15 protein-coding genes and 1 pseudogene are annotated in these 16,700 nt (G+C 56.1%); 8 read left to right on the top strand and 8 right to left on the bottom strand.

The annotated features are described in order from the left end of the window. Positions 1 to 26 precede the first annotated feature (26 nt). Both glyS and CPH65_RS16395 read left to right on the top strand, forming a co-directional pair. Positions 27 to 2,099, top strand: a complete 2,073-nt coding sequence (gene glyS / locus CPH65_RS16400) for a glycine--tRNA ligase subunit beta (protein WP_096174864.1) — start codon at positions 27 to 29, stop codon at positions 2,097 to 2,099. A gap of 108 nt (positions 2,100 to 2,207) precedes the next feature. Then, positions 2,208 to 3,080, top strand: a complete 873-nt coding sequence (locus CPH65_RS16395) for an NAD(P)-dependent oxidoreductase (RefSeq protein ID WP_096174863.1) — start codon at positions 2,208 to 2,210, stop codon at positions 3,078 to 3,080. Positions 3,081 to 3,315: 235 nt separating this feature from the next. Here the strand turns inward: CPH65_RS16395 and CPH65_RS16390 are convergent, their stop codons facing one another. Together CPH65_RS16390 and CPH65_RS16385 are read right to left on the bottom strand one after the other, a co-directional pair. Continuing rightward, positions 3,316 to 3,795, bottom strand: a complete 480-nt coding sequence (locus CPH65_RS16390) for an Lrp/AsnC family transcriptional regulator (protein WP_096174862.1) — start codon at positions 3,793 to 3,795, stop codon at positions 3,316 to 3,318. A 166-nt stretch (positions 3,796 to 3,961) separates the two neighbouring features. Next, positions 3,962 to 4,594, bottom strand: a complete 633-nt coding sequence (locus CPH65_RS16385; RefSeq protein ID WP_096174861.1) for a uracil-DNA glycosylase family protein — start codon at positions 4,592 to 4,594, stop codon at positions 3,962 to 3,964. A gap of 170 nt (positions 4,595 to 4,764) precedes the next feature. On the opposite strand from CPH65_RS16385, the gene CPH65_RS16380 reads away from it, so the two are divergent. Beyond that, complete coding sequence (locus CPH65_RS16380; RefSeq protein ID WP_096174860.1) at positions 4,765 to 6,300, top strand: HAMP domain-containing sensor histidine kinase; 1,536 nt, start codon at positions 4,765 to 4,767, stop codon at positions 6,298 to 6,300. A 1-nt stretch (position 6,301) separates the two neighbouring features. On the opposite strand, the gene CPH65_RS16375 is transcribed toward CPH65_RS16380, so the two are convergent. After that, entirely contained in the window at positions 6,302 to 7,159 is an 858-nt protein-coding gene (locus CPH65_RS16375) for a DMT family transporter (RefSeq protein ID WP_096174859.1), read from the bottom strand. A 320-nt stretch (positions 7,160 to 7,479) separates the two neighbouring features. Further along, entirely contained in the window at positions 7,480 to 8,493 is a 1,014-nt protein-coding gene (gene cobT / locus CPH65_RS16370) for a nicotinate-nucleotide--dimethylbenzimidazole phosphoribosyltransferase (protein ID WP_096174858.1), read from the bottom strand. A 244-nt stretch (positions 8,494 to 8,737) separates the two neighbouring features. On the opposite strand from cobT, the gene cobS reads away from it, so the two are divergent. The 3 genes from cobS (at position 8,738) to CPH65_RS16355 (ending at position 10,795) form a co-directional block, all read left to right on the top strand. Continuing rightward, on the top strand, positions 8,738 to 9,601 hold the full coding sequence (gene cobS / locus CPH65_RS16365; protein WP_096174857.1) for an adenosylcobinamide-GDP ribazoletransferase: 864 nt from the start codon (positions 8,738 to 8,740) through the stop codon (positions 9,599 to 9,601). A gap of 148 nt (positions 9,602 to 9,749) precedes the next feature. Continuing rightward, positions 9,750 to 9,950: a DUF1289 domain-containing protein gene (locus CPH65_RS16360; RefSeq protein ID WP_096176463.1), complete on the top strand. Its 201-nt coding sequence runs from the start codon at positions 9,750 to 9,752 to the stop codon at positions 9,948 to 9,950. A gap of 164 nt (positions 9,951 to 10,114) precedes the next feature. Then, the gene (locus tag CPH65_RS16355; RefSeq protein WP_096174856.1) at positions 10,115 to 10,795 is read left to right on the top strand and encodes a TIGR02281 family clan AA aspartic protease; all 681 of its coding nucleotides are present in this window, start codon (positions 10,115 to 10,117) and stop codon (positions 10,793 to 10,795) included. Between the two features lie 13 nt (positions 10,796 to 10,808). On the opposite strand, the gene dusA is transcribed toward CPH65_RS16355, so the two are convergent. Beyond that, complete coding sequence (dusA, locus tag CPH65_RS16350) at positions 10,809 to 11,765, bottom strand: tRNA dihydrouridine(20/20a) synthase DusA (protein WP_096176462.1); 957 nt, start codon at positions 11,763 to 11,765, stop codon at positions 10,809 to 10,811. A 143-nt stretch (positions 11,766 to 11,908) separates the two neighbouring features. Here dusA and CPH65_RS16345 point away from each other — a divergent pair, with 143 nt between their 5' ends. Then, on the top strand, positions 11,909 to 12,595 hold the full coding sequence (locus CPH65_RS16345) for a hypothetical protein (RefSeq protein ID WP_096174855.1): 687 nt from the start codon (positions 11,909 to 11,911) through the stop codon (positions 12,593 to 12,595). 180 nt (positions 12,596 to 12,775) lie between these two features. Here the strand turns inward: CPH65_RS16345 and istB are convergent, their stop codons facing one another. Both istB and CPH65_RS16335 read right to left on the bottom strand, forming a co-directional pair. Then, a complete protein-coding gene (istB, locus tag CPH65_RS16340) occupies positions 12,776 to 13,534 on the bottom strand; it encodes an IS21-like element helper ATPase IstB (protein ID WP_096174854.1) in 759 nt (252 codons plus the stop codon). Between the two features lie 11 nt (positions 13,535 to 13,545). Then, entirely contained in the window at positions 13,546 to 14,379 is an 834-nt protein-coding gene (locus tag CPH65_RS16335; protein ID WP_096174853.1) for a hypothetical protein, read from the bottom strand. A 72-nt stretch (positions 14,380 to 14,451) separates the two neighbouring features. Here CPH65_RS16335 and CPH65_RS16330 point away from each other — a divergent pair. Next, positions 14,452 to 15,674: pseudogene (locus CPH65_RS16330) on the top strand (IS256 family transposase). On the opposite strand, the gene istA reads toward CPH65_RS16330, so the two are convergent. Then, the gene (gene istA, locus CPH65_RS16325; protein ID WP_157747745.1) at positions 15,580 to 16,395 is read right to left on the bottom strand and encodes an IS21 family transposase; all 816 of its coding nucleotides are present in this window, start codon (positions 16,393 to 16,395) and stop codon (positions 15,580 to 15,582) included. The pseudogene CPH65_RS16330 and the gene istA sit on opposite strands and share 95 nt — an antisense overlap. Positions 16,396 to 16,700 lie beyond the last annotated feature (305 nt).

Genomic DNA, 16,700 nt, shown 5'->3' with positions numbered 1-16,700 from the left:
AATTCAGATCTTAAGTCGAGACCACCATGCCAGACCTTCTGCTTGAGCTTTTTTCCGAAGAAATCCCGGCCCGAATGCAGCGCCGCGCTGCTGACGATTTGCAAAAGCTGATCACCGGCGGTCTCGTGGAAGCCGGTTTGACCTATGAAGGAGCGCGCGCCTATGTGACGCCGCGCCGACTGACGCTGACTGTCTCGGGCCTGACCGCTTCGTCTCCGGACATTTCGGAAGAGCGCAAGGGACCGCGCGTGGGTGCTCCGGAAAAGGCGCTCGCAGGCTTTCTGCGCGGTGCAGGGCTATCGTCCATTGATGAGGCGACCATCCAGTCCGATCCCAAGAAGGGCGACTTCTATGTCGCAATAATCAACAAGCCGGGACGTAAGGCTGAAGAGATCATTGCCGATCTGGTGCCAGATGTCATCCGCAAGTTCCCATGGGCCAAAAGCCAGAAGTGGGGACAGGCCGGTGAAGGCGCCCTGCGCTGGGTTCGTCCGCTGCATTCAATCCTCTGCACGCTTTCTGTCGAAGGTGATGTGGCCGAGGTTGTCCCCTTCGAGATCGAAGGCATCAAGAGTGGCGATGAAACTCGTGGTCACCGGTTCCACGGCAAGGAAAGCTTTGCTGTGAAACGGTTCGAGGATTATGAGGCCGAACTCAAGGCCCGCAAGGTCATTCTTGATCTTGACGAGCGCAAGGATATTATCCTCAACGACGCCAAGACCCTCGCCTTTGCGCAAGGGTTGGAGCTGGTTGAAGATGCGGGCCTGCTGGAAGAAGTCGGCGGCCTTGTCGAATGGCCCGTCGTACTGATGGGTGAATTCGAGCAGAGCTTCCTCGACATGCCAGACGAAGTCATCCAAACCTCCATTCGCGAGCATCAGAAATGCTTTGTTCTCAAGGACGGCAAGAGCGGCAAACTGGCCAACAAGTTCATTCTGGTCTCCAACCTGATAGCGCCCGACGATGGTGCGACCATTGTTGCGGGCAACCAGAAGGTCGTCCGCGCACGTCTGTCCGACGCCAAATTCTTCTGGGAAACCGACCTCAAGACCGGTCTTGAAACCCGCCTTTACAAGCTCGACAATATGGTCTTTCACGAGAAACTGGGCACCCAGAGTGAACGCGTTTCCCGTCTGGTTTCACTCTCGGGCGCACTTGCGCCACTCGTCGATGCCGACGAGGACAAGGCGGTCCGCGCGGCGACCCTTGCCAAAGCCGATCTAGTCACGGACATGGTGTTTGAATTCCCTGAGCTTCAAGGGCTTATGGGCCGCTATTATGCATTGGCACAGGATGAGGACGCTAGCGTCGCAGAGGCCATCGAGCTGCATTACAAACCGCAGGGCCCGTCTGATGCCGTGCCGACCAACCCGGTTTCAATTGCTGTGGCGCTTGCTGACAAACTCGATCTTCTGACCGGCTTCTGGTCCATTGATGAGAAACCGACCGGTTCAAAGGATCCGTTCGCCCTGCGCCGTGCCGCCCTCGGCGTCATACGCATTCTGGAGGAAAACCAGATCCGGTTGCCACTGCTTGAAATCTTCAAGACGGCGCGAGATGGCTTCGCGGAAGGCGATGATCTCTTGTCCTTCTTTGCAGACCGGCTCAGTGTCCACCTTCGCGACAAGGGTGCCCGGCATGATCTTCTCGATGCTGTCTTCGCACTGGGCAATCAGGATGACATCCTGATGATTTCCAAGCGGGTTGAAGCGCTTGGCTCCTTTCTTTCAACCGAAGACGGTGCAAACCTTCTTGCCGGCTATCGTCGCGCCGCCAACATCCTGCGGGCAGAAGAGAAGAAATCCGGCATGACCTTCGCGGGTGATGTGGAGGAAGCCCATCTTCATGTACCCGAAGAAGTCGCTCTCGCGTCCGCAATCGAGAAGGCCAGTGTTGCCGCAGCTGAGGCCGTTGCTGCCGAGGATTTTGCAGCAGCGATGACCGCCCTTGCGATCCTGCGCGATCCGGTCGATGCCTTCTTTGACAAGGTTCTGGTCAATGACGAACGCGAAGATGTGCGCGCCAATCGCCTGAAGATGCTGACGCAAATCCGCAAGACCACCCTGACGGTTGCGGATTTCTCGAAAATCTCCGGGTAAGCCGGATTGAAGTAACAAGGGCAGCCCACATGGCTGCCCTTTTCATTCAAAGGTCCCGCTGATCGTTTAGGCGTGTCGCGGACGATCCGAATTTGAAGGGAGGCATCAATGGCAAAGGTAACGTTTCTCGGCCTCGGGGTCATGGGATACCCGATGGCAGCCCATCTCAAGCACAAGGGTGGCCATGAGGTAACAGTCTTCAACCGGACCGCAGCCAAGGCTGAAAAATGGGTTGAAGAACATGGCGGAGCCTGTGCAGCCACTCCCGCCGAAGCAGCAGAAGGAGCGGATTTCGTCTTTTGCTGTGTGGGTAATGATGACGATCTGCGCGAGGTCACCATTGGTGAGAGTGGTGCCTTTGATACGATGAAAGCCGGCTCGATCTTCGTCGACAACACGACCGCCAGTGCCAAGGTGGCCCGCGAGCTTTATGAAGTGGCCAAAACGCAGGATATAGGCTTCATCGATGCTCCAGTTTCCGGCGGACAGGCTGGCGCCGAAAACGGTGTCCTGACCGTCATGTGTGGCGGAGACGAGGATGTCTATGCCAAGGTGCAGCCTGTCATCGAATGCTACGCACGCATGGTCGGCTTGATGGGCCCGACAGGGGCTGGCCAGCTAACCAAGATGGTCAATCAGATCTGCATAGCCGGGCTTGTGCAGGCCCTTTCGGAAGGTGTGCATTTTGCCCAGTCCGCAGGGCTCGACACAGACAAGGTGATTGATGTGATCTCCAAAGGGGCGGCAGGCTCCTGGCAAATGGAAAACCGCGCATCAACAATGGCCAAGGGTGAGTTCGACTTTGGCTTTGCGGTCGACTGGATGCGCAAGGATCTGTCGATTGTTCTGGATGAAGCCCGCAGCAATGGCGCTCGCCTTCCTGTTACCGCGGCGGTCGATCAATACTACGCACAAGTTCAGGCCATAGGCGGCAAACGCTGGGATACCTCGTCCCTCATCGCGCTGTTGGAACGGGACTAATCCGCCCCTAACCGTTGGAAGTGAGCCGACGGTCATTCCGGCGATAGGCTTTCCTCGCGATGCTCGGGCCTATCTTCTGGGCGGCGAACGCTGGGATACCTCGTCCCTCATCGCGCTGCTGGAGCGGCACTAATCGGCCATGGCCATCGGCACGAAAACCTGACATGTAAAATCACGAAGCCCGCAATCGATATCGCGGGCTTTTTCGCATCTTGGCGAACGTTCAGGAGAGGCTTTAGCGCGTTTCCTTTTCAGGCAGATAGTTGAGCGGCAGTGCCGTTGTGTATTTGATCTGCTCCATGGCGAAGGTTGTCGAGATGTCTCCAACTTCGATCCGTGAAATCAGTCGCTTATAAAAAGCATCGTAGGAATCGATATCCGGCACCACGACGCGCAGGAGATAATCAACCTGCCCGGCCATACGGTAGAATTCCACCACTTCAGGGAAATCGCGGATCACGTCTGCAAAGCGCTTCAGCCATTCAGCCGAATGCTCGCTGGTCGTCACGGCAACAAAGGCCGTCACCTTTGCATTGACCTTTTCCGGGTCAAGCAGGACGACACGACCGGTGATGACGCCCTCTTCTTCCATTTTCTGGATGCGGCGCCAGCACGGCGTTGTCGACAGACCCACACGACGACCGATTTCCGCAACAGGCATCGTCGCATCTTCCTGAAGGATTTGCAGAATTCTACGATCAAGGCGATCCAGCATGGCGAAGCTCCACTCTTCCAGTTGCTGCGACTTGATTCAAACGGCCACCAAATCGGTCAGAACAACTTAGGTAAGCTATAACCTTATAAGAAAACTATTCTATATTCAACTGAATTGGCTCAATCAGCATCCACACATATAGGACATACAATGACCTTTGAGCAAATTATTCCTCTATTGCGAGGAGCGTCTGCACCTGTTGTTTTAGAAACGGCAGCACGTTCTGCTCGAACCATGAGTTCCGCTTGAGCCATCCGGTGTTCCTCCAAGACGGGTGCGGCAGCGGAATCCGTTTTGGCGTTTGTGGGTACCGCCAATGCTCCATGGCAGCGGCAACGGTTGCGGTGAGGGTCTTCTGCCGCTGGGCACCGAGGTGATAGCGCTGGGCATACTGCCCGATCACCAGAACAAGCTCCAATTGCGGCATCTTCTGAAAAATCTGATCATGCCAGGTTGCTTGGCATTCCCGTCGAGGGGGCAGATCGCCGCCTTTCTGGTCATATCCGGGAAAGCAAAACCCCATGGGAACGATCGCGATCCTGTTACGGTCATAGAAGGTTTCGCGATCAACGCCCATCCAGTCTCTCAGGCGATCTCCGGACGGGTCGTTGAAGGGGATACCGGTCTTGTGCACTCGCATTCCCGGCGCCTGACCTGCGATGCAAATTCTGGCTGTATCGGACAGGCGAACGACCGGTCGCGGCTCATGCGGCAAAGGCGATCCGAGCGGATCTTCCACGCACAGGCGGCACGCTTCAATTTTTTCTTCCAACCTCTTGATCCGACCCACCGCTCTCAACCACCCTATCACTCTGATTTATTGACGCAAATTCACTCAATAAGGACTATAACACCTGCTGTCAAATTCCACATTCATTCTTTATTAACCACGTTTTTCAGCAGCTTTTTAAGACAAGTCAGCGACTATGAAAACCAAACAATTTTATACAAATCGTGGGAAAATCCCAAATGGCTGGTGTTTCACCCACCAAAGGGGCGGCAGACAAGAAGAAAGATACCAACGGCACGCGCGCTGCGCGGCGTCGAGCGGTGCTGCGTACTGTCCACGATGTGCGTGAACAACTCAACAGCCAGCAGGGCTACAGACCGACCTTTCAGCATGAATTGATGCTGATGTATGCCAAGAACCGGACGTCGGCTGGTCTCGCCATTCCCATTCTTCTACTGATCGTTGGTGCCATCTCGACACTCTGGGCTGATCCCGTCCATTCGCTGGCGTGGATTGGTGCTTCGATGTTGACACAGACCGTCCTGTTTCTTGTCGCCCGCCGGTTCGAACGCCTCAACAGTGAAGAAATCGATCTGGCTGTCTGGCGACGGCGGTTTCTCATGTGGGAGGCGATTGGCGGTGTTGTCTGGGCGAGCATTCTGCTCCTGCCCTCGACCAAAGGGGCTGCGTATCTGGTCGAATACCAGTTCGCGATCATGCTTGTGGTCGTGGCGGTTACCACGATGCTTGCCTTCTCGATACCAGCCGCGGTCTGGGTTGCGTCGGTGCCGATCTCCTCGATCATTATCTATCAGACGATTCTCAATGCTGGCAGCGTTGATACAACGCTTTCGCTGATGTCCATCGGGTCACTGGTCTTTTTCATGATGCTGTCGAAGCGTCTTTATCACTCGACCCTTGCGATGATGAATTTCCGCGTCGAGAAGGATTTCCTGATCACCGAGCTTGAACAGGCCAAGGCAATTTCCGACGAGTCGCGCCGTCAGGCAGAAGAAGCCAACACCGCCAAGAGCCGGTTCCTGGCCACCATGAGCCACGAGTTGCGCACACCGCTGAACGCTATCCTCGGCTTCTCCGAAATCATGCAGAACGAAGTGTTTGGCGCCGTGGGGAATGCCAAATATCTGGAATATGTCAACGACATCCACTCTTCAGGCGCGCATCTGCTCAATCTCATCAATGAAATTCTCGATTTGTCGCGGATCGAGGCTGGACGTTACAAGCTGAACGAAGAGGCTGTAACCCTCGCCTATATCGCAGAGGATTGCGAGAACCTGCTGCGTATACGAGCACGCGCGAAAGACATCAGCATCAAGCTCAAGCTTGATGAGTCCCTGCCCAAACTCTGGGCCGACGAGCGGGCCATCCGCCAGATCATTCTCAATCTGCTGACCAACGCCGTGAAATTCACGCCACTGGCGGGCCAGATCACCCTGTCTATCGGAGCAACCAGTGAAGGTGGGCAGTTTGTTTCGGTCGAGGACAATGGCCCCGGTATCCCGCAAAACGAGATTGCAACGGTCCTGAGTGCCTTCGGTCAGGGCTCTGCTGCGATCCAGAGTGCCGAGGAAGGCTCCGGTCTTGGCCTTTCCATCGTGCAGGCCCTTGTCAGTATGCATGGTGGTTCGTTTGACCTACAATCCGAGCTGCGCAAAGGTACCATCGTCACCGTGACATTGCCCAAGACGCGCGTCATGGACATCGGGCCGCCAAAATCCAAACAAAAGCAGATCGTGCTCAAGCGGGCGGGCTGACCTATCCGCCAGTCGCCAAAATGGCAACCCCGGCAAGAATGATCACGGACCAGAGCAGCCGGTGCCTCACATCCCCCTCCCCCAGCAAAAGACTCCCTGCAAGCACCGAGAAGACAACGCTCATTTCTCGGATGGGAGCGACATAGATAACTGGGGTGAATGTCATCGCCACCAGCGCCAGGATGTAGGCAAGCGGATTGAAAACCGCGATGATCATGATACGCGCCTTGTGCTCGGTCCAAAGAATGCGCACTGCATTGCGTTTGCGCCAGGCGACAGGTGCAAGCAGCCCGACCCGCCCGATGCTGGACGCATAATCAAGCAGCAGCGGTGGGATCATCAAGGTCGCCACCGCGTGGGCGTCCCAGACGGTATAGCTGCCGATCAGGGTGCCCGCAGCAATCCCGAACAGCAGAGAGCGGCTCTGAGCCCTTGAGCCTTTGCGAAAGCCCCCTGTCAGCATCAACACCCCTCCGATGATGATGAAGCCACCCAATGCAATTCTGATCGTGAAGGCCTCGCCGAGGAGCAGGACCGCAAACATGCCTGAAAGCAAGGGGCCTGTCGCTCGTGCTGTGGGATAGACAATCGAGAGATCGCCCGCCCTGTAGCCGGTTTGCAGCAACAAAAAATAGCCAAGATGCAACAAAGTGCTGCCCACGATGAACAGCATGGCCTCAGGCGGGAGTTGCTCGACGCCCAACGCAAAATAGATGGCGACGGGGCAATAGAGAACAACGAAGATGAGTGAGAAGAGCCAGACAAGTTCGGCGCCAGCATTGATGCGCTTGACGCAAAAGTTCCATGTCGCGTGGCAGAGGGCCGCGGTCAGGACGAGCAAAAAACCTAGAGAAGTCACGTTACACCTTTTTCAGACATTTGGATTGGACACACGCATAGCGTGCCTGTCCATCCCCCCTAGTCTTTTCGTCTTTAAGGTGTCTGCCCACACGGGCTCATAGCAGCGCTCGGTCCAGACCTGCAAACACGCAGCGGAACCCTAGCTCAACATGGATAAGCGGTGACACGTTAGGACCTGCCTGATCATCCTGTCAAGAAGGTCGTCCTGCAACGTTTCATAGGTTTAGGCCCACTGACACAAAAAAGCCGGGCACAAAAAAGCCGGGCACAGGCCCGGCATTTCTATTGATCATGAAGTCGTTGGCTTCTGGCCAGCGATCAGAGGCCGACCTGCTCGAAGGTGGACATGCCTTCATGAAGCTGGCAAGCCGCCTTGACCAAACCGGCAGCAAGCGCAGCGCCAGTGCCTTCACCAAGGCGCAGTCCAAGATCAAACAGGGCTGTCTTGCCCATGGCATTGAGCGCATTGCGATGCGCGCCCTCGGCAGAGCAATGGGAGAAGATGCAATGGTCGATGGACCGCGGATCGAGCTTGTAGAGAACCGCGACTGCAGCGGTGGTGTTGAAACCATCGACGATCACCGGAACATTGTTCAAACGAGCAGCGAGAACGGCACCGACCATCGCGGCAAACTCGCGACCACCAAGACGGGCCAGAACTTCCAGCGGATCGTCGAGATGCCCCTTATGGGTCTCGAGCGCCTGATCAACAAGATCGATCTTGAGCTGGACGCCTTCATCATTGACGCCAGAGCCACGTCCACACCAGTCAGCGCCGGTGCCGCCAAACAGGGCCGCAAAGAGCGCCGCAGAAATGGTGGTGTTGCCGATGCCCATTTCGCCAAGGCACAAAAGATCCGTGCCGCCCGCGATGGCTTCCATGCCATAGGCAATGGTGGCAACGCAGTCTTTTTCCGTCAGCGCTGGTTCGACAGAGATGTCCCCGGTTGGATATTCAATTGCCAGATCAAAAACCTTAAGTCCCAGATCATAGGCGGTGCAGATCTGGTTGATGGCAGCCCCACCGGCTGAGAAATTTTCCACCATGATCTGGTTGAGCGCTGGCGGGAAGGCAGACACGCCGCGCGAGGCAATGCCATGCTGGCAGGCAAAAACCGCCACGAGGGGACGAAGAACCTGCGGGACTTCCTTGTTCTGCCAAACAGCGGCCCATTCAGCAAGTTCTTCCAATTTGCCCAAAGACCCGGCAGGCTTGGTCAGCGTTGCATCCCGCTCACGCACCTTGGAGCGGATCTCTTCATTGGCTTCGGGCATTTTGTCCAGAAGGGCGCGAATATCATCAAATGGAAGTCCGGATACGGAAGTGGTCATGGAATCACCTTTGCGGCTTGCGTCTGGCAGGGGCCTTTACTCGTCACCGAGGGGTGCGAAGTTGCAGGACTGCGACTTCTTGAAATGGTCTGCAGCATTTCCCTTGCGAAGTGCGAATGGCAGGGCCATAACAGGCCTATTGGCAAGAGAACGTTCTCTCCGAACAGCTGCTGCCCGAGGTATACTGAGCGTATCGGGCAGGAGCAACATCGAATTTTCCCGATAGGGCCAAAAGGGGGATGAAATGGAAGATAAGCACAATGAAGACCTGAAGACCGCTACAAGCTCATCCGGTTTTCGAGGGCTATCCGACTGGTGGCAGGACTTCATAGATTGCATAGCCTTCTTCTCTCGGCTGCCGGTTCCGCCTTTCCTTGGCAAGGCAACCGAGGGCATGCCGCCCATGCCGCGCACCTGTCGCGCGTTGCCGCTGATCGGTCTGCTGCTGGGCGTGGTTGCCATTGCACCGGCGACCATTTTCGATGTGCTTGCCCTGACTGCCCCCTTGCCCAATCTGTTGCTCGCCGCGATGACCATTGCAACCATGGTGATGATCACCGGCGGTCTGCATGAAGATGGATTGGCCGATGTTGCGGATGGTTTCTGGGGTGGTCACACGATTGAGCGCAAGCTCGAAATCATGAAAGACAGCCGTCTTGGCAGCTATGGTTCCCTCGCCCTGATGCTCAGCCTTTTGATGCGAATCAGTATCCTGTACTATCTGTTTGACAATTACGGTGTCGAAACGGGAGGCATCGCCTATCTGGCCTCGTGCCTCGTTTCGCGCGTTCCGATCCTTCATGTCTGGTACACCCTGCCCCCTGCCCGTTTGAACGGACTTGCAGCGAGCCTTGGACAACCCCAATTGACCTCCTACGCGACCGGCATCGCAATGGCCGCGATTGCGACTGCCCTGATGGTCATTCCTCTGTTCGGGTTTCTGTCTGGACTGTCGGCCTTTGTGATGGTGGTGCTGTCGAGCCTGTTGATCGTCTCGTTGGCGCAAAGGCATATCAAGGGACAGACCGGTGATGTGCTGGGCGCCTCTCAACAGATGGGCGAAATTGCCTTTGGCATCGGGCTGTTGCTGTTTGCCAACGCCGGATGAGTGAGAATGCGTCTCAACCAGCAAACGCCCTTTGCAACAACCGGGTTTGTGGCCGGTTGATCATGGCGTGCATCATTCCTATCTAGAGACAAACCCAGTCGCCCTCTTTTTGAGCGCTGACACCTCTCTCCATCAACCCGGACCCTTCATGAGCATCAAGTCGCCGTGCATACAATTGTGCAAAATCGATCGCAAAACCAACCTTTGCCGCGGCTGTGCCCGCAGTCTGGACGAGATCGGGCGCTGGAGCAGCATGTCCGATGCCAAACGCGATGCGGTCATGTCCGAGATCGACGCGCGCATGCAGCATCATTTTGGAACCACTCGGGGTCGCCAGACAAATAGTTGATGGTCTTTTTGCGCGAAAAGCTAAACCCTCCATGATAGATGTGGCAAAGCCCATGAAGCAGTCCATCCGTTTCTCCCAGCATGGTTTTCGGATCTGCCATGGAATTGCCATGACTGATCACCTATATCAGAAATACTGATGCACTCCAGCGGAGACCCCCATTCATGTTTTATGTGTTGCTCGGCATCATTGTTACCGCGGTTGCTTTGCTGACCTTCAATCACGAGTCCGGCGAGCTGTTTGGCTTACCCATCGAAATGGTTGCAAGCATAGCGCTTTCGTCTTCGCTCCTGCTCTATCTGGTGTCGGGGCGGTTCGGGCGCACCAATCTCATGCAAAGTATCAAGCAAGCTTCTGTCTGGATCCTGATCGCCATTTTGCTCATTCTCGGTTACAGCTTCAAGGACGATGCCCAAATGCTACTCAGCCGCGTTAAGGGCGAGCTCGTGCCTGGTGCCGCTGTCATGCAGGAGGATGGTGAGGTAACCTTCCGGCGCTCGAGCAATGGCCACTTCATGGTCCGCGCGACCATTGACGGTCAAACCATTCCGATGATGGTCGACAGTGGGGCAAGCTCTGTGGTTCTGACGCAAGAGGACGCTCAGAAGGCGGGCATAGACATCGCATCCCTTAGCTACACCTCCCCCGTCAGCACCGCCAATGGCCGGGCTTTCTCAGCCCGCATCTGGCTTCCGCGCATTGCGGTCGGCGGCATCGAGGCGCGCAATGTTCCTGCCATGGTCGCACAGGAAGGTGCCCTTCGGGAGAGCCTTCTTGGCATGAGCTATCTTGATCAGCTGGGTGGTTGGTCTGTCAGCGGCGACCGCCTGACCTTGAAGCACTGATTGATCACTCGCCTCACCTGAGGGCCGCAATCGCCTCCTTGACGACAGCAGACGTAGCCTCAGGTTTGACGCTTTCAACCGTCAGAATCTGCCGCCAGCGACGCGCGCCGGGGCGGCCCTGAAACAGCCCCAGCATATGGCGGGTGATCTGATTGACCCGCCCCCCCTTTGCGACATGTTCGTCGATATAGGGGATCATTGCCTCCGCGACAGCAAACAGGTCGGGTCTTCTCTCATCCCCAAACAGATCGGCATCGACATCGGCGAGCACATGCGGTGCGTTGTAGGCCGTCCGCCCCATCATGACACCATCGACATGCTGGAAATGGTCGTTGGCGGCTTCCATGCTCTGAATGCCGCCATTGATCGCAATGTGAACGTGGGACAAACGGTGCTTGAGGCGATAGACACGGTCGTAGTTGAGCGGTGGAATATCGCGATTTTCCTTGGGGCTAAGACCCTGAAGCCAAGCCTTACGGGCATGGACTGTCAGGCCATCACAGCCAGCGGCCAGCACCTGATCCACCAGTTTATCAAGGGCTTCTTCCTCGTTCTGGTCATCAATCCCGATGCGGCATTTGACGGTGACCGGCACATTGGTTGCCCTTTTCATCGCTTCAACACAGCGCGCTACCAGATCCGGCTCGGCCATGAGACACGCTCCGAATTTGCCGGACTGAACACGGTCTGATGGACAGCCAACGTTCAGGTTGATCTCATCATAGCCCCAATCGGTTGTGATGCGCGCAGATTCGGCCAGTTCAACCGGCTCGGAGCCGCCCAATTGAACTGCGATCGGGTGCTCGGTATCATGAAAGCCCAACAGCTTCTGCCGGTCGCCATGGATCACCGCAGGCGTCGTCACCATTTCGGTATAAAGCAACGCCCTTTGCGACAGCAGCCGATGAAAATACCGGCAATGCCGATCCGTCCACTCCATCATGGGTGCAATAGAAAACACCTTAGCCATTGACTTATATGGATTATTTATATTATTGACGGTCAATTTATAGCCCTGTTTTTGCACTCTTGAGTGCTTGATTTCTGCGGATTTTGGTATATCGTCGCCTATTGAGTACTAAATTTTAGTACCGAAATTGGAGATTTCGTACCATGGGAACTATTCAGCCGCGAAAACGCAAAGACGGAACCGTTGTTTATGGCGCTCAGATCGTCATAAAGAAGGGCGGAAAAATTGTCCACCGTGAAAGCAAATCCTTTTTGCAGCTCAAAGCGGCCGACCGATGGATTCACAGACGAGAGGATGAGCTTAACCGCCCCGGCGGGCTCAAGCAGATCTCCGGCAAGACCCTGGCGGATGCAATCGAGAAGTACATCCAGACCAGCCAGAAAAAAATCGGACGAACCAAGGCGCAGGTTCTGGCTACCATCAAGAATGAATATGAACTGGCGGGAATGGATTGCTCTGACATCGACAGCACAGCCATCGTTCAATTTGCTGAGGAGCTCAACAACCGCGCTGCGCCAACCACCGTGCAGAATTATATGTCACACCTCGGGGCCGTATTTTCGATCGCAAAACCCGCGTGGGGGTTGCCACTCGACAAGCAGGCACACAGTGACGCTCTGGCAGTTTGCAAGCGATTAGGACTCACTGGCAAGGGAGCGAACCGCGAACGCCGCCCTACATTGCAAGAACTTGACTTGCTGATTGATCATTTCAAGGCAAAGGCAAAGTTTCGCAAACAGAGCATTCCCATGCAGGACATCATTCCTTTTGCAATCTTCTCGACAAGGCGGCAAGAGGAGATCTGCACGATCCCCTGGGATGATCTGTGAGCAAAGCTTCGTAGCGACAAACGTGTCAACGATGGCCTTTCAGAAAGCCAGATCTGGTATTTCTCAACCCGCTTGCGCATTCCGGAGCATTCGGCCGGCCATTCCGATAACATCCGGCCACCTAATCCGGAGTATCCGGCCACCTTTGGCGTGCCGTCTTGAGGCCTGAAGATTTAGGTATCAGCTTTTGTTGTTTTCGTCACCCGTTTTGACATGGGTTTTTCGGAAGGACTGGCCTTCGAGTTCGAGGCGATATGCGTTGTGCACGAGCCGATCGAGGATAGCGTCGGCGAAGGTAGGTTCGCCGATAACCTCGTGCCAGGTTTTCAGCGGCAATTGGCTGGTGATCAGGATTGACCCTGCACCATATCGTTCTTCGACGATTTCCATGAGGTCCCGTCTCTGGTTTGCATTCAGACGGTCGGGTCCCCAGTCATCGAGGATCAGGAGTTGGGTTTTGGTAAGGCTTCGAAAGAGGCGCGGGAAGCGCCCGTCTGCATGGGCCATCTCCAATTCGCTAAACAGACGCGGCACACGTTTGTAAAGCACGGTGACACCACTTCGACAAGCGGCCTGGGCGAGCGCACAGGCTAACCAGGTTTTACCGACGCCACATGAGCCGGTGATCATCAAGTTCCGTTTGTCCCGTATCCATTTACCTGTCAGCAGTTGCTGGAACAGCGCCTTGTCCAGCCCACGTCTGGTTTTGTAGTCGACATCTTCTGGGGCGGCTCCGACATGGCGCAGACGTGCGGTTCGCATTCGGCTCTCGAACCGCTTGGTCTCGCGGCTGGCAGCTTCTCTGTCGATGAGTAGCTCCAGCCATTCGGCGTGGGTCAGATCAGCCGTTCCGTCTTGGCTGGCCAGCTCGGTGAAGGCCTCTGCCATGCCGTCGAGCTTGAGGCTATTGAGCTGCTCCAGGGTTGGATGTGTCAGCATATCCTGTCCTTTCAATGGAAGTAATCTGCACCACGGATATTGGGGTGGGTGATCGCGGGGCCGTCCGTGGGCGTTTCTCGGCGTTGTCGATCCAGACCATTCTTGAGAATGGAATGCAGGGATTGGTAGGTGTAGCTGTTGATCTCGAGCGCGCGTTCACAGGCAGCATCGAGGCGAGCATTGCCAAAAGATCGGGCAAGCTTGAGCACGCCCATGCAACTGCGATAGGCTTGTTCTGGGTGTTTGCGTCGGCGCATGACGACCTCAACATAGGTATCGACATTGGGGCCGATGCGGACGGCTTGCCTTCGGATGCTTTCCGGCGTCCAGTCGGCACGATGGCGATGATTGGACGGCATATGTTCTTTCTGGGTGGAATGTTGGCGGTTACCAGAGATGCGGACGTGAGACGCAACCCTCTGACCTTTATGGAAGACTTCGATGGTCCGCGCGGCGACCCGCACCCATAGCCTTTGTTTGATCAGCTGGTAGGGTACCGAGTAATAGTGCCGGTCCACATCGATGTGATAGTCAATCCCAGCACGACACTGCTTCCATTCGGCATAGACGTATGGCTCCCGGGGCACTGGCTTCATGGCTGGTTTGTCCAGGCTCTCAAACAAGGCCCGGCGGCTGGTACCCAGATGCCGGGTGACCTTGGCATTGAGCTGATCTTGTAGAGGGCGAATTGCTGCGTTCAGCTCGTCCAGGCCAAAGAAGGTCTGGTTGCGAAGTCGAGCCAATACCCAGCGCTCGGCCAATTGAACCGCCGTCTCGACCTTGGCTTTGTCCTTGGGTTTATGCGGACGAGCGGGCACAACGGCGGTATCGTAATGTGCAGCCATATCCCCATAGGTGCGGGACTATGGAGAATTTTGTGCCCTGGCGTGGTAACTCTAATATGAGGCGACCCACGTATGAGCATCGACAAAGCCCTTTTGGATCATCTGATGGAAGGCCGCAAAGCGGGCGATCTGTTCGGAGAGGACGGGATTCTGCAAGAACTGACCAAGGCGCTGGCCGAACGAGCCCTGAGCGCCGAACTGGACGAGCATCTGACCGAAGAACGCGCCGATGCGCCGCCTGAAGGCGCGAACCAGGCGCCAAATCGTCGCAATGGCCGCAGCCAGAAGACGGTGACCACCGACAGCGGGAAGGTCATTCTCGACATTCCCCGTGACCGCAACGGCAGCTTTGATCCTCTGCTGATCGCCAAGTATCAGCGCCGCTTTCCCGAGTTCGACACCAAGATCATCAGCATGTACGCGCGCGGGATGACGACCCGCGAGATCCAGGGGCATATCGAGGATATCTATGGTATAGAGGCGTCCCCGAGCCTGATTTCGGCGATCACCGATGCCGTGATGGAGGAAGTGACCGCCTGGCAGAACCGCCCGCTGGAACCGTGTTATCCGATTGTGTTCATGGACGCGATCCGGGTCAAGATCCGCACCGACGGCGTGGTTCTGAACAAGGCGGTTTTTGTGGCCCTGGCTGTTCTCCCGGACGGCACCCGCGACGTTCTGGGCTTTGGTTCCAGGCCAATGAGGGTGCCAAGTTCTGGGCTAAAGTTCTCAGCGACCTGCGCAACCGTGGTGTTCAGGACATTCTCATCGCCGTCGTGGACGGTCTGAAGGGCTTCCCCCAGGCCATCGAGGCAGCCTTTCCTCAGACCCAGGTCCAGACCTGTATCGTGCATCTGCTGCGCCATTCCATGAGCTTTGCCAGCTACAAGGACCGCAAGGCCGTCGCCGCGGCTCTTAAGGCTGTCTACACCGCTGTAGACGCCACAGCCGCGGAGGCGGCGCTGGAGGAGTTCGAAAACAACGACCTTGCCGGCAAATACCCGGCAATCGCGCCGAGTTGGCGCCGGGCCTGGAACGAGGTGATCCCGTTCCTCGACTATCCGCCCCAGGTGCGCAGGCTGATCTACACCACGAACGCCATTGAAGCACTGAACTCGAAAATCCGCCGGGCCGTTCGCTCCCGCGGGCATTTCCCCAGTGACGAGGCAGCTGCGAAATTGATTTATCTCGCCCTGAATGCTACTTCTGTGGAATGGAAACGCTCCGTGCGCGAATGGCACTCAGTGAAAAGCCAGTTCGCAATAATGTTCGAAGATCGTTTCCAAATGGCGTAATCAAAGCGCCAGGGCACAAAATTCTGCATAGTCCCGTGCGGTTGATCGCCGGGTCATGGAAACAGGCCTTGATCACAGCTGACTTCAGATTATCTGAGACAATCATCGCAGGCACACCGCCGAAGAAATCGAAGGCCCGCACATGGCTCGATATCCAATCCGGCAGGCTCTGGGTCCAACTGGCCTCCACATAGGTGTAGTTCGGCGCCCCAAGCGTGGCCACAAAGATCTGAGCTGTGCGCACTTCACCGGTCTGAGGACAGATCACATCCACGGTCTGGCCCGCATAATCGACAAACAACCGTTCACCAGCGGGGTGACGCTGGCGCATTACCGGCGAAAGCTTGCCTTCCCACGCTGAATAGCGGGCACAATATTGGCTGTAACCATAGCCGTCAGGATGAACCTCGCGATATTCCTGCCACAACAGAGCCAGCGTCACACCTTTGCGGCGCAGCTCGGCATGCATATGAGCCCAGTCCGGCTGCGGTACCGCGCGAGAGGACGCCCCAGGTTGGGATGGGTAAAGAAGAAGTTCCAGATCACTGTCAGACAAATCAACCGGCAGAGGCCATGCCAAACCAGCCAAATCCGCGCGACGGAAATAGTCCGATATCGTTGCTCGTCCTATCGAAAGGCTTTGCGCCACTCGGCGTCCTGACAAGCCTTCTGCCCGAAGCCGAAGGGCTTCCCGGATCTTGCGCATTGGTAATCTCTTCATGGGGCTTTCTCACGCTCCAAAAGAACACAAGATAGCCGGTGAGTGATTACCTCAAAACGGTCGGCAAATCCCCTTCACAAGGGGGGCCGAATGCTCCGGAATCAATGGCCGGATCAAATCGGAATGGGTGGCCGGATGCTGTCGGAATCAGTGGCCGGATAAGACCGGAATGCGCACCCGCTTTTTCGTGGACGAACTTAAAAGCTCATTCAGCCCACCCTTGGTCTGATGATTATACCGTGGACCTTGCTGAACAAAGAGCTCTGCCATCTTACGCGATGGAAAGACGTGGTGGGCTCGATTTT

It is taken from the genome of Cohaesibacter sp. ES.047, assembly GCF_900215505.1.
Classification (GTDB): Bacteria; Pseudomonadota; Alphaproteobacteria; order Rhizobiales; family Cohaesibacteraceae; genus Cohaesibacter.
The sequence above is the reverse complement of the archived record's forward strand: the minus strand, read 5'-3'. Positions and strand labels throughout refer to the sequence as shown.